This window comes from Nocardioidaceae bacterium SCSIO 66511 (genome assembly GCA_023100825.1).
Taxonomy (GTDB): Bacteria; Actinomycetota; Actinomycetes; order Propionibacteriales; family Nocardioidaceae; genus Solicola.
Map to the genome: position 1 here is coordinate 2,419,901 of CP095846.1, position 23,743 is coordinate 2,443,643.

Sequence of the window (23,743 nt, forward strand, 5' to 3'; positions counted from 1 at the left end):
ACCAGCTTAGATGGTTCTAGCAGAAGAGCCGACAGGTGCGCAACCGGCTAAGGTGGTTCCATGGGTACTGAGTTCCCCGATTTCCGGCTGGGTAGCGTGCTGGCGACGAGCTTCACGGCGACGCTGACCGAGCGCCAGGGCTCTTCCGTAGAACGGATTCCCGTGCCGCAACGGCTCGCCGACTGGCTGACGGTGAGCGGCCTACCGGTGGACTCCTGCACTCCGACGCAGCTCGAGCTCGCGCGCGAGCTACGGGAGTCGATTCACGCCGTGGCCACCGCAGCGGCGGCCCACGATGCTCTGCCAACGACTGCGATCCGGGTCATCAACGAGCGCAGTGCCGAGGGACGTGCCGCGGCAATTCTGACGCCGAGCGGCGAGCGCCGATGGCGCCTCGGATCGGACTCTGGCGTCGAAGACGCGCTCGGCGTGATCGCCGCAGACGCGATCAACATCGTCACCGGCGAACGAGACGGAAAGTTGGCCTTGTGCGCGTCGCCGACCTGCCGAGCCGCCTTCTTCGACACCAGCCAGAGCCGCACCCGCAAATGGTGCGATATGAACACCTGCGGCAATAAGCAGAAGAAGGCGCGCTTCAACGCCAACCGGCGCTAGACACCGTAGGGCCGGCGCTTGGCGGTCTACGACTGAGAGTGCTCAACAACTCGAACTCACACCTGCCGATACATCACATGGAGGCCCACCCGGCCGTGCCGCGGATGCTCGAAGGCCTCGGGAACCGTGCCGACGATGTCGAAGCCGATCGCCTGCCACAGGTTCACCGCCGGTTCGTTCGTCTCGACGACTGCGTTGAACTGCATGGCGGCATAGTCTCGTTCGCGAGCCCACGCCAGCGCGTACTCACCGAGTGCGCGTCCCACTCCCCTCCCCCGTGCCTGCGGAGCGACCATGAAGCTCGCCGTAGAGACATGGGCGCCCGGGCCCGGACGGTTCGTGCCCATGCCGGCCGAGCCGAGCACGACTCCGTCATCTTCGGCAACGACCAGGTGGTCGGGCGAAGTCCACACTTCCTTGGCTTGGGCCGACGTCCACGCCGGGTCGTACGGGAACGTCTCGCCGGCCTCGTTGATGGCGCGAAACGTCGGCCAGAAGTCGTTCCAGTCGTCGTCGCGAAAATCTCGAATCTGCACGACCGCAACGCTATTGGGCGTCGGCCAATCCCGCTAGCGAGTTTGGTCGGAGCGCCAGGCTGCAAGCGTTTCGAGTACGTCCCGGGAGACGGGCAGTGGCTCCGGAGCGTCGGCGTCGACCAGATCGTCGTCGGCCTCGCCATCGAGTTCGGCGACGGCGTCGTGGAGGCGCTCCATCTTCTGGTCGAGGTCGTGCGCGGTGTCGGCGGCGGCTCTCAGCTCATGCAGGATCGAGTCGGGGACGGCACGGTCGTACTTGTAGTAGATCTTGTGCTCGAGGCTGGCCCAAAAGTCCATCGCAATTGTGCGGATCTGGATCTCGACGAAGACGTTCTCCACCCGATCGGACATATACACCGGGATCTCGACGATCACGTGCAGGCTCTTGTAACCGTTCGGTTTGGGATTCGCGATGTAGTCGCGAACCTCGACGACGCTCACATCGCGCTGACGCGTCAGCATGTCGCTGATCTCGTACGCATCGGAGATGAAACTGCAGGTGATTCGTACGCCCGCGATGTCGAGCAACGTCTTGCGGATGCCCTCGAACGTCAGCGGGCTCTCCTTGCGGATCGCCTTACGTACGATGCTCTCCGGAGTTTTCAACCGCGAGCTCACATGCTCGATCGGGTTGTACTCATGGGCGTACCCGAACTCGTCGCGCAGGATGTTGATCTTGGTCGTCACCTCGGCGAGACCGAACTTGTACGCCATCATGAAGCGATTGAACTCGCCCCTGAGCTCGCTGATGCCGACCAGATCATTCACGCCTCCGAGTCTGCCAGGCGACTCCACATCGGCGAAGGGTTGGTTCGATCGGCTAACGTTCAACTGTGGGAAACCCAGGGGGGCTTGTTCGTTCATCCACGTCACCTCGCGCCAGGGCCATCGCGTGCTCGGCGTACGTGGCGATGCTCGCGGTGTGGGTGTACGCGATCGGCGTACCGACCGATGCAGTGCAGATCTTCGCTTGGCTTTGGCTGGCGACGATCGCCTGGAACATCGGCGCGCCGTGGCGTACGCATCTGCAGTTCGTCAAGGACTGGTGGATACCGCTGATCATCTTGTTGTTGTATCTCTACAGCCGCGCGCTGTCCGACGACATCCAGGCGGTCGTACACATCACGGAGCCGATCCGCTTCGATCGTTGGATCGGCGGCGGCACGACGCCGACGGAGCACCTCCAGTCGGCACTGTGCGGTAATCCGTGCTCGACTGCGATCTCCCCGCGCTGGTACGACGAGCTCCTCACCGGCGTCTACTTCTCACACTTCGTCGTCGCGCCGGCGATCGCGGTCGTGCTATGGCTGCGCAGCCGCGCAGCATGGTTGCCGTTCATGCGCCGATACATCGCCATCAACCTCGCAGCATTGGTCGTCTACGTCGCCTACCCGATGGCTCCGCCGTGGATGGCCTCCGAAGACGGCTACCTGCCGTCCGACATCGATCGGCTCACCGGCCGCGGCTGGGACGACCTCGGCATGGGCGGCTTCCATCTGGCGTTGGCCAACGTCGGTAACCCCGTGGCCGCGATGCCGTCGCTGCACGCGGGGCTCGCCGCACTCGTCGCGTTCTACGGAGTGCTCAAACTTCGCAGCGCTTGGCGTTGGTTGCTGTTGCTGTACCCCCTCGCGATGTCGTTCATGCTCGTCTACTACGGCGAGCACTATGTGATCGACGTACTCGCCGGGTACGCGCTCGCGGGCGTCGTACTCGCCGGTTGCTCGTGGTGGGAGCATCGCCGCGACCGTCCGACCTCAGAGTCCGAACCCGCACAGGTCGGAGCGTCGTCACGCCCGGGTGTGTCGTAGCCACCAGAGTCCGACAAAGGGCAACACGAGTGGTACGTACCCGTACCCCTGGCCGAAGCCCGACCAGACCGTGTCGTCGGGGAACAGCTCCTCGTCGACGAGGCTGAGCGTGCCGACGGCGAGTACGCCGATCAGCTCGACCAGAATCGTCACCAGCGCGAGACCGCGCGTGCTGTCACGCCCGAGACCAAGGGCGATCGTCGCGACGATGTAGACGATGCCGGCGAACGCCGACAGCAGGTACGCGACCGGAGCCTCGTCGAAGCGCGTCGCGATCTGAACCAACGAGCGAGCCGTCGCCGCGAGCGCGAAGACCGCGTACACCGCGACAAGCACCCGACCGAAGCCATCCGCGGTCGACTCAGACATAGCGTCCGCCCCACAGGTCGAGCAGACGCAAGCACAGTACTGCGACGGTGATCATGCCGATCACCATGACGCCGGTCCCCCATCGGCTCTTGTCGGAGACGCCCCACAACACGGCGACCACCGGAACCACGACTACGGTCACGAGGTACGCGACAAAAGTGACGCCATCGATGTCGCGGGAGGTCTGCGCCAACGCGATGCAACCACCCACGAGCTGGGCGATCAGCAGGACCTCCACGGCAGCGACCGCGTAGAACAGACCGTTGCTGAATGGTCGCTCTCGCGCTGTCAGCCATCCCGCGTACGCGGAGACGACGAGCGCCAGTGCGCATAGGCCGTACGCCGTCAGGTCCGTCACGGCGCCAGCCTATGCAGTGGCGCTCAGCGGGTCAGCAGCGGTCGAGCATCTCCGACAGCGCGGCCTTCTCAGCCTCGTCGACCGTCAGCTCGTAAACGAACTTGGTGTCGATCCACTCGCGCGAGTAGACGCACCAGACGTTCTCGTTCTCCGGCTTCCACTCGGCAGGATCATCATCGCCCTTGCTCATATTGCTGCTCGCACTCACGGCGATCAGCTGCGAATGGGTGAGGTCGTTCGCGAACTCCTCACGGTGATCCGTCGTCCACTCGTTCGCGCCGGACTTCCATGCCTCCGACAGGGGCACGATGTGGTCGATGTGTACGTCGGACGGATCGGTGAACGTTTCGCCGTCGTACACGCTGTACCACGATCCGTCCGTCGGGTAGCAGTCGTCGCCGGTGGAGACGTCCGTACCGTCACGCTTCAGCACCGTCTCGCGGGTATCGCAGGTGCCCTCGACCGTGTGCCAATGCGGAAAGAGGTCGCGGTCGTAGTCGTCGCCGCTGCCGGGCGTCGCGACGGTGAGCTCGTCGAGGTGCGCGCGAGCGGTCGCCTCGTCGGGTGGGTCCGGCGGATACGCAGATGCCGTCGTTGCCCCGGAGAGCCCGAGAGTGACGAGCAGGGCGAAGGCGAGTGCGAGCAGACCGAGGGCGCGACGCGGGTTCATGTCGGTGACCTTCCCTGCGAGGAGATCGCCGAAACGTCGGCTCAGGTGAACATCGCGTGCGGCTCAGTCGCCGTCGACGCCCGCTTCCACGGCCGGCCGATCACCCGGGTGGCGAAGAGCCGCGACCAGCGCGACCGCGAGTGCGATCGCCATCGCGATGAGAACGGCTCGCATTCCGAGTGCGAAGTCATGCGCCGCCGCGTGCTCGATCGAAGCCCGTAGCGACTCCGAACCGTGCGACGACGACTCCGGCCCGGCGCCGGTCGCTGCCTCCTTCGCGACCTTCGACGCCTCGGAGTCGGATAGGCCGAGGCCGGTCAGCGACGACTTGAAACGGTCGCTGAAGACATGGGATGCGAGCGTACCGAGAATCGCGAACCCCAGCGACGCGCCGTAGTTCCGGACGGTCTGGTTCAGCCCGGTGACCTCTCCGTACGACGCGCCGGCCGCCCGCGAGACGGCGTCGGCGCTCACGGGGCCCATCAGCATGCCGATGCCGGCTCCTGCGAGCAGCATCGGGTACGTCTGCGCATGCGACGTCAGGGTCGTCACGTTGTCTGCCCACCAGCCGAACCCGGCTATCGCAAGTACACAACCGAGTACGACCGCGGGTTTCGCGCCGCGTGCATCGAAGATGCGCCCGCCCACTTGAGCGGCGATCAGGTAGCCGAGGAAGAACTGCAGCAAGAGAATGCTCGACTGGTGTGCGTTGAGCCCCAATGAGACGTCGGCATAGATACTCAGGAAATAGGAAACGGGTACGAACGCCATCATTGCGAAGAACAGAACCAGCGAATCGACTCGCATCCCTGCGGATCGGAAAATGTCCAGCCGGATGAGCGGAATTACTGTCCGTCGTTCCACCACCACGAAGAGTGCAAGCAAAACCAATCCGCCCGCTATCGCAACCCAGGTCGCGGGACTTTCCCAGCCCCAATCCGCAGACTGGGAAAACCCGAGGACGCTCAACGCCATCCCCGCTGCGACCAGCACCGCCCCACGCCAGTCGATCCGCTCGTCCCGACGCGCGTCGGCGACGCCGACAACCGATGCCAACACGAACGCAACCACCGCGATCGGGACGTTGATCCAGAAGATCGCCCGCCAGCTGATCTCCAGCAGGTATCCGCCGAGGAACGGCCCGAGCGCCGTGAACGCACCGCTCAGGCCGAAGAAGGTGGCCAGCGATTTGCCGCGTCGCTCCGGCGCTGCCGAGGCGAACACGATCGCGATTGCTGCCGGCAGCAATACAGCCGCGAACGCACCCTGTGCGACGCGTGCCGAGACCAGCCACCACTCCGCCCAGGACTCGTTCGGCGTCAGCGCGCACAGTGCCGACGAGATCGCGAAGCCGGCGATGCCGACAAGGACCACACGCCGCGATCCCAAGACATCCGCGACCCGGCCGCCGAGCGCGAACGTCGCCGCGAGCGCGACGAGATAGGCATTGATCACCCAATGTCCTTGTTGTGTCGACAACGACAGATCGGCCTGGAGCTCGGGCGAGGCTATCGCCACGATCGTCTGGTCGATGAATGTCATCGACACGGCGAGAATCATTGCCAGAAAGACAAATCGACTCGTCTGGGTGCTGGTTGTAGTCGCCATGGGTATAACCTCGCGAACCGGCCCGCCCGAGTACGAGCAAATGGTCAATCGGACAATCGTTGCACCGCACATCGGCTTATGGACCATTTCGACGAAATTGACAACTCCCCGGGCCTACGCGGACATCGTGTTTCGGCGCATGACCCGGCGGCATACGCTGGGCGGGTGGCCAACCTCAATGTCGACGAGGCTCGCGTACGCGCAGAGCTGATCACCGTCCATGCGTACGACGTAGCGCTCGATCTCGATACGGGCGCGGATTCGTTCGACTCGCGCACCACGATCCGCTTCGATGCGGCCGCGAACGCCGAGACGTTCGTAGAGCTGCGCGCAGAGCAGGTGCATGAGCTCGTTCTCGACGGCGATCCGCTCGACCCGGGCTCCTGTGTCGACGGCCGGGTCCCGCTGGCGGTGACCGCGGGATCCCATGTGCTCGAGGCACGCGCCACGATGGCGTACAGCAACGACGGCGAGGGCATGCATCGGGCAGTCGACCCGATCGACGGCGAGCCCTATCTGCACGCGATGTCGTTCCTGGACGCCGCACCCCGGATCTTCTGCTGCTTCGACCAGCCCGATCTGAAGGCTCCGTACACGATCGAGGTACGCGCACCGCGCCACTGGGTGGTGATCGGCAATGCGCGTGCCGATCGCAGCGCCGACGGTCTATGGCGTCTCGCTGAGACCAAGCCGCTGTCCACGTACTTCGTGACGCTCGTCGCCGGTCCGTACCACGTACTCACCCGTGATCACGACGGCATCCGCCTCGGCCTGGCCGTACGCCAGTCGATCGCACCGCATCTCGACAAGGACGCCGAGGAGCTGTTCACAGTCACGGCGCAGTGCTTCGACGCGTACCACGAGATGTTCGGCATTCGGTACCCGTTCGGCGACTACTTCCAGTGCTTCGTACCCGAGTTCAATGCGGGCGCGATGGAGAACCCCGGATGCGTCACCTTTCGCGACGATATGATCTTCCGCTCCCGGGTGACGCGCGCCGAGCGCGGCACCCGAGCGCGCGTGATCGCGCACGAGATGGCTCACCAGTGGTTCGGCGATCTGGTGACGATGCGGTGGTGGGACGACCTGTGGCTCAACGAGTCGTTCGCCGAGTACATGGGCACCCGAGTGACCGACGACGCCACCGAGTTCACCGACAGCTGGGTCGACTTCGCCAGCGCTCGCAAGCCGTGGGGTCTACGAGCCGACCAGCGACCGTCGACGCATCCGGTCGCCGGTAACGGCGCACCCGACGGTGCCAGTGCACTCGCCGACTTCGACGGCATCTCGTATGCGAAGGGTGCATCGATCCTCAAGCAACTCGCGGCCCATCTCGGCGACGACGTCTTCCTGGAAGGCGTACGCGACCATCTCCGCCGGCACTCGTACGGCAACGCGACTCTGCATGACCTCTTCGACGCGTGGCGTCGCGCCGGCGCCACCGACCTCGATGAGTGGGCTCAGGCGTGGCTGCGTACGGCTGGCGCCGACGTCATTCGATCCGACCGGACGACGGTCGCGGTCGAGTCACCCGACGGCACCATCCGGCCGCATACCTTCAAGGTCGGCATCCTCGACGATGCCGGGATCACCACCCGTCCGATCTCTCTCGACGGCGCGCCGCAACCGATCGAGGTGCCCGAACGTGCCGCGCTGCTCCTCGATACCGCAGACGACACCTGGGCCCGCTTCCGCCACGATCCGCAGACCCTGTCGACCCTCGTCGACGCCTGGCCACGGATCACCGATCCGGTGACTCGGGCGAGCCTGTGGCTAGGCCTGCGTGACGCGGTCGACGGTGGAGACATCCACACCGACCAGGCGGTGGCTCTGTTGGAGAGCGCGGTCCCCCACGAGACGGAGGACATCACCCTCCTGATGCTCGCGTCCTGGGCCGAGCAGTCGCTGCTGAGCCGATATGTTGCAGACCCGGCGTCGGCCCGTCACCGCCTCGCGCACGCCTATGCATCGCGGCTCGCCACCGCCGCACCGGGCTCCGCGCTACAACTCGCGGCCGCACGAGGGCTCGTCACCCTCAGCTCCGACACCGCGTTGCTCGACCGATGGATCGCCGGTGACGGGCCGGACGGCCTCGCGATCGACGATGAGCTTCGTTGGCGCATCGTCACGCGCCTCGCCCGCTGGGGCGCCATCACGGCTGACTCGATCGACCGCGAGTTCGAGCGTGACGGTTCCAGTTCCGGCCTGATCCACGCGACCCGTGCCCGCGCTGCGCTTCCCGACGCTGATGCGAAGGCGAGCGCGTGGCGGGACCTCACCACCGACACCGGTCTGTCGAACTACCTGCTCTACGCGACCGCAGAGGGATTCTGGTGGCCGGAGCAGGCGGCACTGCACGCGTCGTACGTCGAGCGGTATTTCGCGGAGATTCCGCCGACACAGGAGTTTCGTTCGGGCTGGGTCGTCGCAGAGGTGGCGGGTTCGGCCTTCCCGTTCGTCGCCATCAACGAGCGTACGCTCGCCACTGCCGAGCACACGCTCGAACGCGACGACCTCGTACCCGGCCTTCGACGCAGCATCGCCGATGAGACGGCCGATCTGGCCGATGCGCTCGAGGTACGGCGTCGGGCTCGGGAGTCGTGATGGCACGCCGGCCGGGCCCGACCCGGCGAGTCCAAGTGCTCGAGATCGACGGCTCGCGAACGCTGCGCCACGAGGACCGGCTGGCGACCGAGGAACCACTCGAGCTTCGGGTCGACGCTCCCGGGCTGCCGACCGAACGCTTCGGTGTGACGATGCGTACGCCCGGTCACGACTTCGAGCTCGCCGCCGGCCTGCTCTTCGCCGAGGGGGTGTACGAAACACGCGACGATCTCCGCTCGATCGCCTACTGCACCGACGCAGATCTGCGGGAGGAAGAAGAGTTCAACGTCGTCACCGCACACCTGAGCACCAGTCCGGCAGCCGGTTGGCGTCCACGTGAGGTCTCGTCGGCATGTGGCGTGTGTGGCAAGGAGTCGGTATCCGACGTGGTGGCCGTCGCCGGCCCGATCCGCTCCGACCTCCGCGTCGACGCCGACGTCCTGGCCACGCTGCCCGATCGGCTGCGCAAGGAGCAGCAGGTCTTTTCGACCACCGGCGGGCTCCACGCGGCCGGGATCTTCGACTCCGATGGCAATGCCCTCGTCGTACGAGAGGACGTCGGCCGACACAACGCCGTCGACAAGGCGATCGGCCATTGCCTTCTCGACCAGCGGCCCCTCGACACCTCCGTGCTCTGCGTGAGCGGACGCGTTGCGTACGAGATCGTGCAGAAAGCGGCCGTCGCCGGCATCGGCCTGGTCATCGCCGTCGGTGCGCCGTCGTCGCTTGCCGTCGATGTCGCCAAACAGGTTGGTATCGCAGTGGTCGGTTTCGTACGCGACGGGCGGATGGTCGTCTACAGCCGCCACGATCGCGTAGACCTACCCGGCTGAGTCTCCGGATCCGGGGTTGAAAGGCCCTTGCGACTTGCACATCGTGGGTGTGCAGATCGCTGAAGTTCCATGCGCCCGGGGCGTTCACCAAACGGCGACGGTCGCTCACGGGTCCTCTGGGTTGGTTTCACCAACCCAAGGCCCACTGCGGACACGGATAGTCCGCTTCAGGAGGTGCAACGCAGGGTGGTGTCATTACCCCCGATAGTGTCGCTCGCATGGCTGACGTCGACCCGACCTTCACCGAGCTGCCGCTGCATCGCCTGGCCGATGCGGCGCTGCAGCGCGCACGAGACTTCGGCGCGACGCATGCCGATTTCCGGATCGAACGTCTCCGCTCGCAGACGATCGCGATGCGCGACGGCTCCCTGGAGGGCACGCATGACGGCGAGCAGCTCGGCCTGTGCGTCCGCGTCATCGTCGACGGTACGTGGGGTTTCGCGTCGACCTTCGACCTGACGACCACCTCGGCCGTACGCACCACAGAGGAAGCCGTCCGCGTCGCCCATGTGTCGGCACCGGTCAGCCCGCAGCGCATCGAGTTGGCGCCGGAGCCCGTGCATCGCCGTGCTGTCTGGGTTTCGGCGTACGACGTCGACCCGCTCGCCGTACCCCTCGACGACAAGGTCGCCCTGCTCCGCGACTGGAGCGAGGGTCTCCGCGCGGCACCCGTCGTCGCCCACGCCATCGCGTATCTCGAGCAGTACGTCGAGAACAAGTTCTACGCAGACCTGTCCGGTACGAGCACGACCCAACAACGCGTCCGGCTGCACCCCGAGCTCGAGATCCACGGCGAGCGCGACGGCCGGATCGACTCGATGCGTACGATCGCGCCGCCGGTCGGCCGCGGGTGGGAGTACCTCACCGACGGTTCGTACGACTGGGCCGGCGAGCTGGCGGCCATGCCCGACCAACTCGCCGAGAAGCTCGCCGCACCGAGCGTCGAGCCGGGTACGTACGATCTCGTGATCGAGCCGACCAACCTCTGGCTCACCATCCACGAGTCGATCGGCCACGCGACCGAACTCGACCGCGCGCTCGGCTACGAGGCCAACTTCGCCGGCACCTCGTTCGCGACGTACGACCAGCTCGGAAAGCTCCAATACGGCTCTCCCATCATGCACGTCACCGGCGACCGCACGGTCGAGCACGGGCTCGCGACCATCGGCTACGACGACGACGGTGTCGAGGCACAGTCGTGGGATCTCATCCGGGACGGCGTTCTCGTCGGATATCAGCTCGACCGATCCACCGCGGCGCTGAAGGGCTACGACCGCTCCAACGGCTGTGCCTTCGCCGACTCCCCCGCGCATGTTCCGCTCCAGCGGATGGCCAACGTCTCGCTGCAGCCGGCCGCCGACGGGCCCGACACCACAGATCTGATCGCGGATGTCGAACGCGGCCTGTACGTCGTCGGTGACAAGTCCTGGTCGATAGATATGCAGCGCTACAACTTCCAGTTCACCGGTCAACGGTTCTACCGGATCGAGAATGGCGAGCTGAAGGGTCAGGTACGCGATGCGGCGTACCAAGCCACGACCACCGACTTCTGGCGCTCGATGTCCGCGGTCGGCGGTCCGCAGACCTGGCAGCTCTGTGGCGCGTTCAACTGCGGCAAGGCGCAGCCGAGCCAGGTCGCGTCAGTCAGTCACGGTGCGCCGAGTGCGCTTTTCCGCGACGTCTCAATTCTGAACACCCAAGCCGAGTCGGGACGTTAGGACGCAGTCGATGCAGAAGACCACACCCCAGGACCTCGTCGAACGGGGTCTCGAGCAGTCCACGGCGGACGGCTGCGTCGTCATCGTCGACCGGTCGTCGAACGCCAACCTGCGTTGGGCCAACAACACGTTGACCACGAACGGCGTCGCCCGTGGATCAACCGTCACTGTCATCTCGACGGTCGACGGCAGTTCCGGCACGGCGGCCGCGTCATTGTCCCGGAGCGCCTCGGCTCTCGATGAGGTGGCCGCCCTCGTCGAACGCGCCGACCGGTCCGCGCGTGAGGCGTCACCCGCCGACGATGCCGCGCCGCTCATCGACGGCGAGGCCGACGACGACTGGTCGGCCGCCGCGGAGACGACCACCATCGACGTGCTCGAGCCCGTCGCCCGTCAACTCGGTAACGCGTTCGCCCGGGCACGGAGCAGCGACCGCCTGCTCTTCGGGTACGCCGAGCACGATCTGACCACCACGTACCTCGGTTCGTCGACCGGGTTGCGCCGGCGCCACGTACAGCCCGGTGGCCATATCGGAATCACCGGCAAAGACTCGACGCTGACCCGATCCGCGTGGGTCGGGCAATCCACCCGAGATTTCGCCGACGTCGACGCACTCGCCCTCGACTCCGAGCTCGATCGCCGCCTCGGCTGGGCACAGCGCTCGGTCGACCTCGACGCAGGGCGCTACGACACCGTCCTTCCGCCAACGGCGGTCGCCGACCTGATGATCTACGCGTACTGGTCGGCAGGCGGGCGCGAGGCGTACGACGGACAGTCCGTCTTCTCCCGCCCCGGCGGGGGTACGCGGATCGGCGACCGACTGTCCGACCGCCCGGTGCAGGTCTTCTCCGATCCGGCCGCACCCGGACTCGAATGCAGTCCGTTCGCCGTCGAGCACGCCTCCGCGAGCAGTTCATCGGTGTTCGACAACGGCCTGCCGCTGCACCGTACGAACTGGGTCGCCGACGGCGAGCTCCGCGCACTTCGCCAGTCTCGGCACTCCGCCGCGCTGAGCGGTCACGATGCCACACCGGGCATCGAGAACCTCCTCGTCGAGGTCGACGACGCGACCGGCACCACCGAGGAACTCGTTGCCGACGTCGAACGCGGCCTACTGCTGACCTGCCTGTGGTACATCCGCGAGGTCGACGCGCAGACGCTGTTGCTCACCGGCCTCACCCGCGACGGCGTCTATCTGGTCGAGAACGGCGAGATCACCGGAGCCGTCAACAACTTCCGCTTCAACGAGAGTCCGGTCGATCTACTAGACCGCTTCTCGCATGCAGGCGCCTCCGTTCCGTCGTTCAGCCGGGAGTGGGGCGATGAGTTCCTGCGTACATCGACCCCGGCACTGCGCGTGCCCGACTTCAACATGAGCAGCGTCAGCCAGGCCCGCTAAAGCTCCCGGTCACCGGCCCATAGTGTGTATGCTGTGTGTATGGCACGAATCAACGTGTGGGTCCCGGATGATCTGGCCGCCGACGCCCGGCATGCAGGCCTGAATGTCTCGGCGCTCACCCAGGCGGCGCTCTCGGCTGAACTCGCCGGGCGCGCTACCGACGCTTGGCTCGACACGTTGCGCGAACCCCGCACCAACGGCCCGTCGAACGAGGCCGTACTCGATGCAATCGACGATGCTCGCGAAGAGTTCGGAAGCAGGCGGTGAGCGATCATCCCGACCGCGAGCGGGTCGTGCTCGATGCGTCTGCCCTGGTCGATCTGCTCATCGCGGCACCGAGTGCCGGTGCGATTAGAGAACGCCTCCGTGGAACACTGCTCCACGCCCCAGCACACTTCGATGCAGAGGTTCTTTCCGCACTCGGTCGGCTGCATCGAAGTGGAGACCTATCCGTCTCCGAAGTCGATCAGGCACTCGCACACCTTTCGGCGATGCCGGTCACCCGGCATCCCATTGCGGATCTGTTGACCGGCGCTTGGGCACGACGAGACGGACTACGGCTGGTCGACGCGCTGTACGTCGAGCTGGCGGCCCGGCTCGGAGCACGACTATTGACACTTGATCAGCGGCTCGCTCGGGCCTGCCCGATCGCCGATGCGATCACCGCCCGCTAAAGCTCCCGATCACTTCGCCGAGTAGAGCCCGACGAGCTGTCCGTGCTCGGTGGCATGCTCGGCAACCGCGTCGAGTGCGGTCTCCAGCGACGCACCCTCGTCGAGGCCGGTCGGCTCGTCCAGTGCGTACAACTTGAACCGGTAGCGATGGGTGCCGCTCGGCGGACACGGACCGCCGTACGACGCATCACCCCAAGAGTTCTCTGCCTGAACACCGCCCTTAGGCACACCGGCCTCGTGGCTCACCCGTGTGGTGCGCGGAATGTCGAGCACCACCCAATGGGTCCACGTGCCGCCCGGGGCGTCCGGGTCGTCGACGACCAGCGCAAGCGCCTCGGCCTTCTTCGGGATGTGTCGCCAATGCAGAGTGGGCGACACGTCAACGCCGTCACAGGTGAACTTCGTCGGCACTGTTTCGCCTTGATCGAACGCCTTGCTGGACACCGTGATCGGCTTGTCCGCATGCGGGTTGCGCTGTCTGTCGGCGGAGTGGCCCTGCGCACAAGTTGCGCCGACCAGGACCAGGACGGCGGTCGCAGCGCCGACAGTGGTGACTCGATTTCGTACGTGCATGCGCGTCAGCGTACTGCTGGTTCGTCTCCCTTGCCGGGATACGCGACGCTCGGATCGTACGGGATCCTGGTGTAGCAGAACGTACCAAGGTCGAGGTGGCTGATGTCGCCGTCGGCGCGGCGTACGACTCGCATGGTCTCGGCGTTCTGGTAGCCGGCGAGTCCGCGGAACGTATCGGGCCCGGTCTGCTCGAACCGAAAGCCACTGCCGCCACCCAACGGTGTGAGCGACAGTCGTGTGCCGTCGGTCGTCATGCGGTACGGCCGGTTTCCCCAGTGCCACATCCCGACCAGTTCGGTGTGTGGTCCGGGAACGGACGCGGTCGGCTCCCACTCGTCAGCGAGGACGGGTTCGTGCGCCAGTGTCGTCTCGATCAGCTCACGCGGAACGGATTCAACCTCGAGTCCGTAGCCGGTGTTGGCCAGTACGATCGCGCCGACTCGCGAGACCGGGTCGACGAACAGCCCGGCGAGAAAGCCCGGCATCGATCCGGTGTGTCCGATGAGCAGCCGGTCGCCTCCCCGGAAAAGCCGCAAGCCGAGACCGTACGCGCCGCTCAGTCGTTCGTCGGGGTCGGCCGAATGCGGAGTGGACATGGACGTCAGCGCCGAACCGCTGAGCACGTCTGGATACTCGCCCAGCAGCGCGGCGCCGAACGACGCGAGATCGCCGGCCGTACTCCACAGTTGGCCGGCCGGCGCCATCGCGCCGGTGTCTTGATGCGGTTCGGGCGTGAGCGCGCCGGTGAGCGCTTCGACGGAGTAACCCTGTGCATGCGGGGGTTCCGCGGAGTACGTGGTGCGACTCATGCCGAGCGGGCGAAGCACTCGCGACTCGACGGCCTGCATCCACGGCTGCCCGCGGCGTACTTCGATGACCCGGGCGAGCACGCCGAACGCGGTGTTCGAGTAGTGATACCGCTCGGCGATCGGCAACACCCGGGACACGTCGGTGTTGGCCTTCACCAGGTCGTCGTACGAGCCGCCGGGGCTGCGTTCCCACCAGGGCCCGCGGGGTTCGGCCGGTATCCCTGCGCGATGGGCGAGCAGGTCTCGCAGTGTTGCGTCGGTGAACGGCCCTTCCGGAACGTGCGAACCCACCCGGTCGTTCAGGTCGAGCTCGCCCTCGTCGCGCAACTGCAGGACGAGCGCGGCAGTGACGGTCTTGGTGATCGACCCGATCCGGAACTGCGTGTCATGGTCCGGACGTATTCGCTCGCCCGGACGTACTGCGACACCACGACCGCTCGACCACGCGAGCGTTCCGTCGCGAATCACCCCAGCGACCATCGACGGAACCCGGCCGTCGGCCTGTGCTCGCGCGACGATCGCGTCCAGGTGCGGTCTGGTCGACTCGATCAAGTGTCTACTCCTCGAAGGCGTCGGGCGGCGGGCATGCGCAGACCAGGTTCCGGTCGCCGTAGGCCTGGTCGATGCGGGCTACCGGGGGCCAGTACTTATCGGGGTCGGCGCCCGCCGGGAAGGCGCCGACCATCGGCGCGTACGCGCGCTTCCAGTCGTCGGCGAGCGCACGCGTCGTATGCGGAGCGTGCCGCAGCGGGCTCTCCTCGACCGGCCACTCCCCCTGCTCGACCCGATCGATCTCGGCCCGGATCGCGATCATGGCGTCGCAGAACCGGTCGATCTCGGCGAGGTCCTCCGACTCGGTCGGCTCGACCATCAAGGTGCCGGCCACAGGGAAGCTCATCGTCGGCGCGTGGAAGCCGTAGTCGATCAGCCGCTTTGCGACGTCATCGACCGATACCCCGCTCGATTTGGTGAGCCCGCGCAGATCGAGGATGCACTCGTGTGCCACCAACCCGCCGACGCCGCTGTAGAGCACCGGGAAATACTCCTGCAGCCGCGTCGCGATGTAGTTGGCCGACAGCACCGCAACCGAGGTCGCCTCGGCGAGGCCCTCGCCGCCCATCATCGCCATGTACGCCCACGAGATGGGCAGGATGCCCGCCGAGCCGTACGGCGCCGCGCTCACCGCGCCGATGCCTTCGCGCCCGGAGGTGCGTGGATCGAGCGAGTGCGACGGCAGATGGTCGACCAGATGCGCGGCGACCGCTACGGGCCCGACTCCCGGTCCGCCGCCGCCGTGCGGGATGCAGAAGGTCTTGTGCAGGTTGAGATGTGAGACATCGCCACCGAACTCGCCCGGTTTGGCATGGCCGAGGAGAGCGTTCAGGTTGGCGCCATCGACATAGACCTGACCGCCGTACGAATGCACGACCTCGCACAGCTCAGCGATCTCGGGTTCGTAAACCCCATGCGTCGACGGGTAGGTGACCATGATCGCCGCCAGCCGGTCGGCGTACTGGTCGCACTTCGTACGCAGGTCGTCGAGGTCGACGCTGCCGTGCTCCTCTGCGGCGACGACGACGACCTTCAGACCCGCCATCACCGCCGAGGCCGCATTGGTGCCGTGCGCCGAGCTCGGAATCAGACAGACGTCACGCTGGTCGTCGCCGCGGCTGCGGTGATAGTGCCGGATGGCGAGCAAGCCGGCGAGCTCGCCCTGCGACCCGGCGTTGGGCTGCAGTGAAACCGCTGCGTAGCCGGTGACCTCCGCGAGCCATGACTCGAGCTCGTCGATCACCTCCAGCAGCCCGGCCGCGTCGCCCGCCGGTACGAACGGATGCAGATCGGCGAAACCCGGCCAGCTGATGGGTTCCATCTCGGCCGTTGCGTTGAGCTTCATCGTGCACGACCCGAGTGGGATCATGCCGCGGTCCAGCGCGTAGTCGCGACCGCTCAGCCGCTTGAGGTAGCGAAGGAGCTGAGTCTCGCTGCGGTGCTCGGAGAACACCGGATGGGTGAGGAACTCGCTGCGGCGGACCAGCTCGACGGGCAGCGCGTCTTCGGTCGCCGTATCGAGATCGTCGACGCTCCCGGCATCGTCGGCAGCGAACGCCGACCACACCTCTTCGAGGTGGCGAGCCGTGGTGACCTCCGAGGTGCTGACGGCGACGGTGTCCGCGTCGACCTCCAGCAGGTGCAGCCCAGCCGCCCGTGCGGCCGCCACGATCTGACGTGCCCGGCCGGGAACGCGCGCAGTGACCGTGTCGAAGAACGCTTCGTGCACGACCTCGACACCGGACCGACGCAGCCCTTCTGCCAGCACTGCTGCGTAGCGGTGGACTCGCGAGGCGATCTGGCGAAGCCCGTCGGCACCGTGGTAGACGGCGTACATCGAGGCGACGACCGCCAGCAGCACCTGTGCGGTGCAGATGTTCGAGGTGGCCCGGTCTCGACGGATGTGCTGCTCGCGAGTCTGCAGAGCCAACCGGTACGCGGGGCGCCCCTCGGCATCGACCGACACCCCGACGAGTCGGCCGGGCAGGTGGCGTTCGAGGCCTTCGCGTACGGCCATGAAGCCCGCATGCGGGCCGCCGTAGAACATCGGAACGCCGAACCGTTGAGCCGATCCGACGACGATGTCCGCGCCCAGATCACCGGGCGCCTCGAGCAGGCACAACGCGAGCGGGTCGGTCACGACGACCGCGAGACCGCCCTGTGCGTGTACGTGCTCGATCGCCGCGCGCGGATCGCCGATGCTGCCGTCTGCTCTGGGGTACGCGATCAGCGCTCCGCACACCTCGACGTCGATGGTCTCGCGCGATAGATCTGCCAGGATCAGTTCGATGCCCATCGCGTCGGCACGCGTACGTACGACCTCGATGGTCTGCGGCAGGCAGCCCGTGTCGACGACGAACGGCTGGGACGCCCTCGCGCGTACGGCCCGACGCGCGAGTGTCATCGCCTCGGCCGCGGCCGTCGCCTCATCGAGCAGCGACGCGTTTGCGGTCTGCAGGCCGGCGAGGTCGGAGATCATCGTCTGGAAGTTCAACAGCGCCTCGAGACGACCTTGCGAGATCTCCGGCTGGTACGGCGTGTACGCGGTGTACCACGACGGGTCCTCCAGCACATTGCGTCGGATGACCGCCGGTGTGATCGTCGGATGGTAGCCCAGCCCGAGCATCGCAATACCGGGATGGTTGCGGTCCGCCTTCGCCCGCAATGCCGCCAGCGCCTCGCCCTCGCTCAGTGCCGCCGGAAGGTGCAGCGGCTCGCGATCGGCGATGCTCGCGGGTACGGCCGCAGCCATCAGCGCGTCGAGCGACGCGTAGCCGACGCGCTCGAGCATGGTGCGCTGGTCTTGCTCGCGCGGGCCGATGTGACGTCGGGTGAATGCGTCGGCGGCGTCGAGTTCGGTCAGGGTCGGCCGGTCGGACATCGCGATCTCCAAGCAGAGGCGTCGGTATGTACTACGCCTCCCCCTCAGTCACGGATCTACCGCTCCAGAGTTGCCTGGTACGTGTGGTCCTTGCAGCCTGAGAGGTTCCGGGGAGGAGTTGCCCCTTCGGCGCTGCGCAACGGGAGTGCAGACTCTCCCACACGTCATCGACGGCTCTTTCAGGCTATCAGCCTGCGCGCTTGGCCCTCCGACGGGCGGCGAGCTCGTCACCGGCGTCTTCGCCGACCTGATCGTCGGCACGCTCACTCGGCAGCGCGGCCAGCGAACCTTCGATCTCGCGCCACACGCCGCCGATCGCGATGCCGAAGACGCCCTGACCGCCCTGGAGCAGGTCGATCACCTCGTCGGGCGAGCGGCATTCGTACACGCTCGCGCCGTCGCTCATCAAGGTGACCTCGGTGAGATCGTCGGTGCCCCGGTCGCGCAGATGAGAGACGGCCGTGCGGATCTGCTGTAGGGAGACTCCGGCGTCGAGTAGCCGCTTGATGATTTTCAGCAGCAGGATGTCGCGGAAGGAGTACAGCCGCTGGGTGCCGGATCCGCCGGCAGAGCGAACGGTCGGCTCGACAAGACCGGTGCGTGCCCAGTAGTCGAGCTGACGGTAGGTGATATCTGCCGCGTTGCATGCGGTCGGGCCACGAAAGCCCGTGTCGTCGGGCATCGGCGACAGATCGTCGTCGAATAGCAGACCCTGGTCGCCGGCGTCTTTGATCGCCTGCGCCTCACGCGCCGCATCGATCTTATGTGTCGCCTCGTCGCCGTGGTTGTTCACGTACTCGCCTTCCGAAACCACAGATCACCACTGTGGAGTTACAGGGCCGATGTTCCTCATTCAAGGTAGGCCGCGCCGCCTGGCGGGTCAACGACCTGCTGGTCACACGGGCGTGTCGCGTTCACGGCAAGTCTCAACCTCTACTTGAGGGTGACCCCTGGTCGTTCAGGACTCCTTCTCGAAGTCCTCGGGGCTGATCTGGTCGAGGAACTCGCGGAACTTCTCGACCTCGGCCTCTTCCTCGTCCGGAACATTCACCGAGGACTCGTCCAGCACGTCTTCGGCGCATACGATTCGCGAGCCGGTGCGCAGTGCCAGCGCGATGGCATCGGACGGTCGTGCGTCGACCTCGAGGCCGGACTCGAAGGCGAGGATCGCGTAGAAGGTGTTCTCGGTGACCTCGGTGATGCGCACCTCGTCGAGCTCCTGATCCATCGCACCCAACAGATCGCGCATCAGGTCATGGGTCATCGGTCGCGGGGGTACGACCCCTTGCTGGGCGAACGCGATCGCGGTCGCCTCGACCGCGCCGATCCAGATCGGCAGGTAACGCGCGCCCTCGACCTCACGCAGCAGCACCAGTGGGGTGTTGGACGGCATCTCCACGCGTACACCGACTACATCGAGCTCTCGCACACTTCTCACCCTACTCTTGCCCGGCAGACGACACACGCGGGTACGACCGACTGAGAGCTCGGGTGGATCTCAGTCCCGCTTCTGCAAACCGTGCTTGACGAGGGTCGTGTGCAGGCGTACCGAAAGTGCCGCCAGCTCGCGGATCGTCTCCTCCGCGCGGGCGCTCGCCGTCGGATCCCCGCGCCGGTGCTGGGTCGAAACGATCTGCTCGAACAGACCGATCTCGCGGTCTGCGGCGGTCTTGAACGCGCGCAGATGTCGTGGCTCGACTCCGTACGCGGCCAATGCCCCGACAGTCTTCGCGACCGTGAGGTCGACACCGTCGTAATGCTGATGGTTCAGCCGAGGTCGCAGCAGACCGAACTGCTCCATCGCCCCCAGCATTGCGTCGTCGATCTCGGCGGCTTCGAGCAACTCCGCGCGCGACAGCCTGATCTCGTGTCTGCTCGGACGGAATGAATCGCCGGTCGGGTAGCCGTCGTCGGCGAGCACGATCTTGGGCACGGTCGGCGTGCCCGTGTCTTCGTTGGCCTGGCTCGGCTCCAAGCCGCGGTCCATGGCCTCGAGATTCTTACGGATCTCGCGTAGTGGGTAGAACCTGTCGCGCTGCATCGTCAGGACGTACCGCAACCGCTCGACGTCGGTTGTCGAGAACTTGCGATACCCGGATGGGGTGCGTTCGGGTTCCACGAGCCCTTCGGACTCGAGATACCGGATCTTGGAGACCGTGATGTCCGGGAACTCCGAACGCAACTCCTGCAGCACGTCGCCGATGCTCATCCGATCGCGGGACGGCACCGCCTGGGTCACTGCCGGGTACCGCCCTGGGTGCTCGGGTAGTACACCAGCCGGTACTTGCCGATCTGCACCTCGTCACCGCCGGACAGCAGCACCTCGTCGATGCGGTCGCGGTTGACGTACGTGCCGTTCAGACTGCCGACGTCGGTCACGGTGAAGCCGCCACCTTGGACCCGCGAGAACACCGCGTGCCGCCTCGAGACGGTGACGTCGTCGAGGAAGATGTCGCTGTCGGGATGGCGTCCCGCCGTCACCTGGTCGGTGTCGAGCAGGAACCGTGAACCTGCGCTCGGCCCGCGCTGTACGAGGAGCAGGGCGCTGCCACCCGGGAGCGCCTCCAACGCCGTGGCGTCCTCGTCGGTCAGCTCACCCGGCTTACCCTCCAGATCCGCCCCTGTCTGAGGGATCGGAATGGTCGATGTGACCTCACTCGGTGACTCAGCGCTCGGGAACTCTGGCTCGCCAGACCCATCCCGGCCGCCGCTGCTATCAGCCATGGCGATCTCCTCCCGCTCCGGACTCTCAAGCATCACTTGAGGTTGATACCTAGAACCTATCACTCGCCGAGTTGCGCTTCGTAGGCCTGCGCATCCATCAACCCGTCGAGGTCGTTGCTGTCTGCGAGGCGCAGCTTGATCAGCCAGCCCTCGCCGTACGCATCGCTGTTGACGACCTCCGGGCTGCTCTCCAGCAACTCGTTGCGCGCGATGACCTCGCCCGCGAGCGGAGCGAACAGATCGCTCACCGACTTCGTCGACTCCAGCTCTCCGATGACCGACCCGGGCTCCACCTGCTCGCCCGCCTCGGGCAGGGACACGTACACGATGTCACCGAGCTCGCCCTGGGCGTAGTCGGTGATGCCGACCGTCGCGGTGTCGCCGTCGACGCGCACCCACTCGTGGTCGGAACTGTACTTGAGGTCGTCGGGGGTCACGGAGTCTCCTTCGGTGCGCCGGGCTCAGGATGCCGGTTGAGCGTACTCGGGTTCGCGGGGGTCGGACAACGCAGTGATCTCTATCGAATCGAGTTGTTCGACCTTCGCCTCGCCTCCGACGAGCTGGACCTCGTCGATCAGGCCCCCGCGGAAGCCGACTGCGTCGCGCAGGGTGTCGGCGTCGCCGATCACATCGAGCACGAGCGGCCGGGTCAGCTCACGGCCGTCGACGCGGATACCGCGGTCGGAGTCCACGAAGTAGGACTGCGCGATGATCCGGACGACACCGTTGATCGAGATGGCCTCCGCGCCCGCGTCCCGCAACTCCTCGATGGCGTTCAGCAGGGTCGAGGCGCCGACGGAGTTCTCTTCGTCGGTGATGGTGATCCGGATGCCCGGCCCGGTCACGGGAACCGTGCCGGCGAGGATCGACAACCGCTCCGCTTCCTTGGCGGCGGCCTCACGTGCGGCCTTGGTGCGCTTCGTCGACGACTGCAGGTCTGCGCGGGTGTCGTTGAGGTCCTCGAGGTCGGCGGAGACGCGTTCGTGTGCCGCGTCAAGGGAGTCCAGGAGCTGGACCAGATCGCCGCGCCGGTAGCCGGCGAAGTCGTCGTCCTCGCGTACGGTCTGGACCTGCATGACGGCAGCGAAGCCGAGAATGCCGAGCAGTACGGCCACGACGGTCTGCGCACGCCCCGGCCGCCTCTTCATCGCGTTCAGCAGCCGCGTACGTCCGGTCGGCCGGTCGGGCTCGGGTGTCTGGTCAGGCATGGAAGACATGCCTTCGTACCGCCGCCGCGTTGGCGAAGATGCGGATGCCCAACACGACGACGACGCCTGTCGAGAGCTGGCTGCCGACGCCGAGCTGGTCACCGAGGTACACGATGATTCCGGCAATCAGCACATTGGACACGAAGGAGACGACGAACACCTTGTCGTCGAACTTGCCGTCGAGGAACGCCCGGAACGCGCCGAAGACGGCGTCGAGCGCCGCCACAACTGCGATCGGCAGGTACGGCTGCAGCCCGATGGGAACGGTCGGCTCGAACACGAGGCCGAGCACGACGCCGATGATGAGGCCACCGATGGCAATCATTGGTTGTCCCCTTCGACCTGTGCGTGCCGCACCGTGACTCGACCCTTTGGCGCCGCCGGCAACTCGAGGTCGGCCTTACTGCTGACCTCGAACTGCATACCGTAGTTGTTCGCCAGCGTCGACCACGTGGCACCGGCCTGCGTGTCGATGAACCTGGCGGCGAGCGTATCCATGTTGCCGACCGCCTCGACAGTGTACGGAGCCGACAGCGAACGGTAGTTGACGGTGATCGCCTCCCCCGCCGAGCGGATGGAGGTCAACGTCGTCACGCGCTGACCGTTCACCGCGATCGCCTCCGCCCCGGCGTGCCACAGCCCGTTGACAAGCAGCTGTAGATCGGTGTCACGGATACGTCCCTGAGGCTGCGACTCGTAGTCGTCGGCGTTGTCGGCGACCACCACGGCTCCCGGGCCTTCGACGGGCACCAGGCCGACCGCGATCTGCTCGTTGACGACTCGCTGGTCGTACTCGGGATCGGAGGCACCCGCCTGCAGCGCCTCCACGTCGTCGCGCGCTTGCTCGACGGAGTCCTGCAGTGCGGCGACCGACGACTCGCGTTCGTGGATCTGGTCGACCAGTGCCTCTCGCTCCACTTCGGCCTGAGGTTCGCGGTCGTTGGTCTGCAGCGCGGCAAGCGTGAGCAGTAGTGCGAACGCGGCGAGCGCCGCGACCGTTGCGACTCGTCGGCGACGCGGGTTGCCGATCTGCGGGTCCTCGCGCCGCTCCGCTGCGACGTAGTAGTCGTCGTCGATCGAGTGCTCCACCAGCTCCTGGAGGAGGTTCATCGAGTCGCCCGGACGACCGAGGGAGCCGCTCATCTCGACTCAGCCCGTCCTGGTCGGCGGGCTCGTGGAGATGAGCTTGCGTACCTGCCAGGCGTACAGGAGGCCGGCCCACCAGTACAGCCCGGCGCCCCAGATCGTGAACGCCCAGCCGAACACGTCCGCGAGGTCGGCGATCGTGCCGGAGTCATCACCGAGGAGCAGCAGCGGAAAGGCGTACAGCAGACATGCCGTCGCGGCCTTGCCGAGGAAGTGCACGGGAAGTGAGCTGTAGCCCCGAGTACGAAGGAACGGCACCAGGCTGAACAGGAACACATCGCGCAGCGGAAGCAGGATCGCCAGCCACAGCGGGATGATGTCTCGCCAGGTGAGGCCGACCACGACGGCCAGGATGTACAGCCGGTCGGCAACGGGGTCGAGGATCGCGCCGAGTTTGGAGATCTGCCCGAGCGATCGAGCGAGCTTGCCGTCGAGATAGTCGGTCAGACCGGAGATCATCAGGACGAGTAGCGCCCATTCGTCTTCCTCCGGCCCGAGCACGAGCCAGAGGAAGAGGGGTACGCCCAGCAGTCGCAGGAAGCTCAGCAGATTGGGAACCGTGAACACCTGTGCAGAGGTCGCGTCGCCGTGGGCAGTGCTCACAGAACTCCTCTGCAGACGGTGATGGCGGCTGGTTTGCGGGACAAGCCTAACC

General features: G+C 66.3%; 26 protein-coding genes and 1 riboswitch. Of the genes, 8 read left to right on the forward strand and 18 right to left on the reverse strand.

Annotation, left to right across the window (positions count from 1 at the left end):
• Nucleotides 1-60 precede the first annotated feature (60 nt).
• The gene (locus MU582_11330) at nt 61-615 is read left to right on the forward strand and encodes a CGNR zinc finger domain-containing protein (protein ID UPK73043.1); all 555 of its coding nucleotides are present in this window, start codon (nt 61-63) and stop codon (nt 613-615) included.
• Nucleotides 616-671: 56 nt separating this feature from the next.
• On the opposite strand, the gene MU582_11335 is transcribed toward MU582_11330, so the two are convergent.
• The gene (locus tag MU582_11335) at nt 672-1,151 is read right to left on the reverse strand and encodes a GNAT family N-acetyltransferase (protein ID UPK73044.1); all 480 of its coding nucleotides are present in this window, start codon (nt 1,149-1,151) and stop codon (nt 672-674) included.
• A gap of 33 nt (nt 1,152-1,184) precedes the next feature.
• On the reverse strand, nt 1,185-1,919 hold the full coding sequence (locus tag MU582_11340) for a GTP pyrophosphokinase family protein (GenBank protein UPK73045.1): 735 nt from the start codon (nt 1,917-1,919) through the stop codon (nt 1,185-1,187).
• Between the two features lie 143 nt (nt 1,920-2,062).
• Here MU582_11340 and MU582_11345 point away from each other — a divergent pair, with 143 nt between their 5' ends.
• Entirely contained in the window at nt 2,063-2,962 is a 900-nt protein-coding gene (locus MU582_11345) for a phosphatase PAP2 family protein (protein UPK77155.1), read from the forward strand.
• Here MU582_11345 and MU582_11350 read toward each other — a convergent pair.
• From MU582_11350 to MU582_11365, 4 genes are all read right to left on the reverse strand, one after another.
• Entirely contained in the window at nt 2,942-3,331 is a 390-nt protein-coding gene (locus tag MU582_11350; GenBank protein ID UPK73046.1) for a hypothetical protein, read from the reverse strand. The two genes, MU582_11345 and MU582_11350, sit on opposite strands and share 21 nt — an antisense overlap.
• Entirely contained in the window at nt 3,324-3,689 is a 366-nt protein-coding gene (locus tag MU582_11355; protein ID UPK73047.1) for a hypothetical protein, read from the reverse strand. Before MU582_11355 ends, MU582_11350 begins: the two co-directional genes overlap by 8 nt.
• Nucleotides 3,690-3,720: 31 nt before the next feature.
• Nucleotides 3,721-4,359, reverse strand: coding sequence for an HNH endonuclease family protein (locus MU582_11360; protein ID UPK73048.1), 639 nt, complete (start codon nt 4,357-4,359; stop codon nt 3,721-3,723).
• A 63-nt stretch (nt 4,360-4,422) separates the two neighbouring features.
• Nucleotides 4,423-6,015 (reverse strand): MFS transporter, encoded by a 1,593-nt coding sequence (locus tag MU582_11365; protein UPK73049.1) that lies wholly within the window; start codon nt 6,013-6,015, stop codon nt 4,423-4,425.
• A 117-nt stretch (nt 6,016-6,132) separates the two neighbouring features.
• Here MU582_11365 and pepN point away from each other — a divergent pair, with 117 nt between their 5' ends.
• The 6 genes from pepN (at nt 6,133) to MU582_11395 (ending at nt 13,195) form a co-directional block, all read left to right on the forward strand.
• Nucleotides 6,133-8,571, forward strand: a complete 2,439-nt coding sequence (pepN, locus tag MU582_11370) for an aminopeptidase N (GenBank protein ID UPK73050.1) — start codon at nt 6,133-6,135, stop codon at nt 8,569-8,571.
• A complete protein-coding gene (gene fdhD / locus MU582_11375; GenBank protein UPK73051.1) occupies nt 8,571-9,404 on the forward strand; it encodes a formate dehydrogenase accessory sulfurtransferase FdhD in 834 nt (277 codons plus the stop codon). The genes pepN and fdhD overlap by 1 nt, the downstream gene beginning before the upstream one ends.
• Before the next feature lie 218 nt (nt 9,405-9,622).
• Entirely contained in the window at nt 9,623-11,122 is a 1,500-nt protein-coding gene (locus MU582_11380) for a TldD/PmbA family protein (GenBank protein ID UPK73052.1), read from the forward strand.
• A gap of 10 nt (nt 11,123-11,132) precedes the next feature.
• Nucleotides 11,133-12,521, forward strand: a complete 1,389-nt coding sequence (locus MU582_11385; protein ID UPK73053.1) for a metallopeptidase TldD-related protein — start codon at nt 11,133-11,135, stop codon at nt 12,519-12,521.
• A gap of 39 nt (nt 12,522-12,560) precedes the next feature.
• Entirely contained in the window at nt 12,561-12,788 is a 228-nt protein-coding gene (locus MU582_11390; protein UPK73054.1) for a type II toxin-antitoxin system CcdA family antitoxin, read from the forward strand.
• Nucleotides 12,785-13,195, forward strand: a complete 411-nt coding sequence (locus MU582_11395) for a type II toxin-antitoxin system VapC family toxin (protein UPK73055.1) — start codon at nt 12,785-12,787, stop codon at nt 13,193-13,195. The genes MU582_11390 and MU582_11395 overlap by 4 nt, the downstream gene beginning before the upstream one ends.
• 9 nt (nt 13,196-13,204) lie before the next feature.
• Here MU582_11395 and MU582_11400 read toward each other — a convergent pair whose 3' ends face one another.
• The 12 genes from MU582_11400 to MU582_11455 all read right to left on the reverse strand — a co-directional run bounded on the left by MU582_11400 (nt 13,205) and on the right by MU582_11455 (nt 23,691).
• Nucleotides 13,205-13,768, reverse strand: a complete 564-nt coding sequence (locus MU582_11400) for a YbhB/YbcL family Raf kinase inhibitor-like protein (protein ID UPK73056.1) — start codon at nt 13,766-13,768, stop codon at nt 13,205-13,207.
• 5 nt (nt 13,769-13,773) lie between these two features.
• The gene (locus MU582_11405) at nt 13,774-15,129 is read right to left on the reverse strand and encodes a beta-lactamase family protein (protein UPK73057.1); all 1,356 of its coding nucleotides are present in this window, start codon (nt 15,127-15,129) and stop codon (nt 13,774-13,776) included.
• A gap of 4 nt (nt 15,130-15,133) precedes the next feature.
• Nucleotides 15,134-18,010: an aminomethyl-transferring glycine dehydrogenase gene (gcvP, locus tag MU582_11410; GenBank protein UPK73058.1), complete on the reverse strand. Its 2,877-nt coding sequence runs from the start codon at nt 18,008-18,010 to the stop codon at nt 15,134-15,136.
• A 74-nt stretch (nt 18,011-18,084) separates the two neighbouring features.
• Nucleotides 18,085-18,180: riboswitch (glycine riboswitch) on the reverse strand.
• A 17-nt stretch (nt 18,181-18,197) separates the two neighbouring features.
• Nucleotides 18,198-18,719 carry a MerR family transcriptional regulator gene (locus tag MU582_11415; protein ID UPK77156.1) on the reverse strand — a complete coding sequence of 174 codons (522 nt, stop codon included), beginning with the start codon at nt 18,717-18,719 and terminating at the stop codon, nt 18,198-18,200.
• Nucleotides 18,720-18,968: 249 nt separating this feature from the next.
• A complete protein-coding gene (locus MU582_11420; protein UPK73059.1) occupies nt 18,969-19,439 on the reverse strand; it encodes a bifunctional nuclease family protein in 471 nt (156 codons plus the stop codon).
• A 69-nt stretch (nt 19,440-19,508) separates the two neighbouring features.
• The gene (locus MU582_11425; GenBank protein ID UPK73060.1) at nt 19,509-20,249 is read right to left on the reverse strand and encodes a MerR family transcriptional regulator; all 741 of its coding nucleotides are present in this window, start codon (nt 20,247-20,249) and stop codon (nt 19,509-19,511) included.
• Nucleotides 20,246-20,734, reverse strand: coding sequence for an FHA domain-containing protein (locus tag MU582_11430; protein ID UPK73061.1), 489 nt, complete (start codon nt 20,732-20,734; stop codon nt 20,246-20,248). The genes MU582_11425 and MU582_11430 overlap by 4 nt, the downstream gene beginning before the upstream one ends.
• Before the next feature lie 59 nt (nt 20,735-20,793).
• Nucleotides 20,794-21,171, reverse strand: coding sequence for a glycine cleavage system protein GcvH (gcvH, locus tag MU582_11435; GenBank protein ID UPK73062.1), 378 nt, complete (start codon nt 21,169-21,171; stop codon nt 20,794-20,796).
• A 24-nt stretch (nt 21,172-21,195) separates the two neighbouring features.
• Nucleotides 21,196-21,942: a DUF881 domain-containing protein gene (locus MU582_11440; GenBank protein ID UPK73063.1), complete on the reverse strand. Its 747-nt coding sequence runs from the start codon at nt 21,940-21,942 to the stop codon at nt 21,196-21,198.
• On the reverse strand, nt 21,935-22,267 hold the full coding sequence (locus MU582_11445) for a small basic family protein (GenBank protein UPK73064.1): 333 nt from the start codon (nt 22,265-22,267) through the stop codon (nt 21,935-21,937). The genes MU582_11440 and MU582_11445 overlap by 8 nt, the downstream gene beginning before the upstream one ends.
• A complete protein-coding gene (locus MU582_11450) occupies nt 22,264-23,085 on the reverse strand; it encodes a DUF881 domain-containing protein (GenBank protein UPK73065.1) in 822 nt (273 codons plus the stop codon). The genes MU582_11445 and MU582_11450 overlap by 4 nt, the downstream gene beginning before the upstream one ends.
• Nucleotides 23,086-23,091: 6 nt before the next feature.
• Nucleotides 23,092-23,691: a CDP-alcohol phosphatidyltransferase family protein gene (locus tag MU582_11455; GenBank protein ID UPK73066.1), complete on the reverse strand. Its 600-nt coding sequence runs from the start codon at nt 23,689-23,691 to the stop codon at nt 23,092-23,094.
• Nucleotides 23,692-23,743 lie beyond the last annotated feature (52 nt).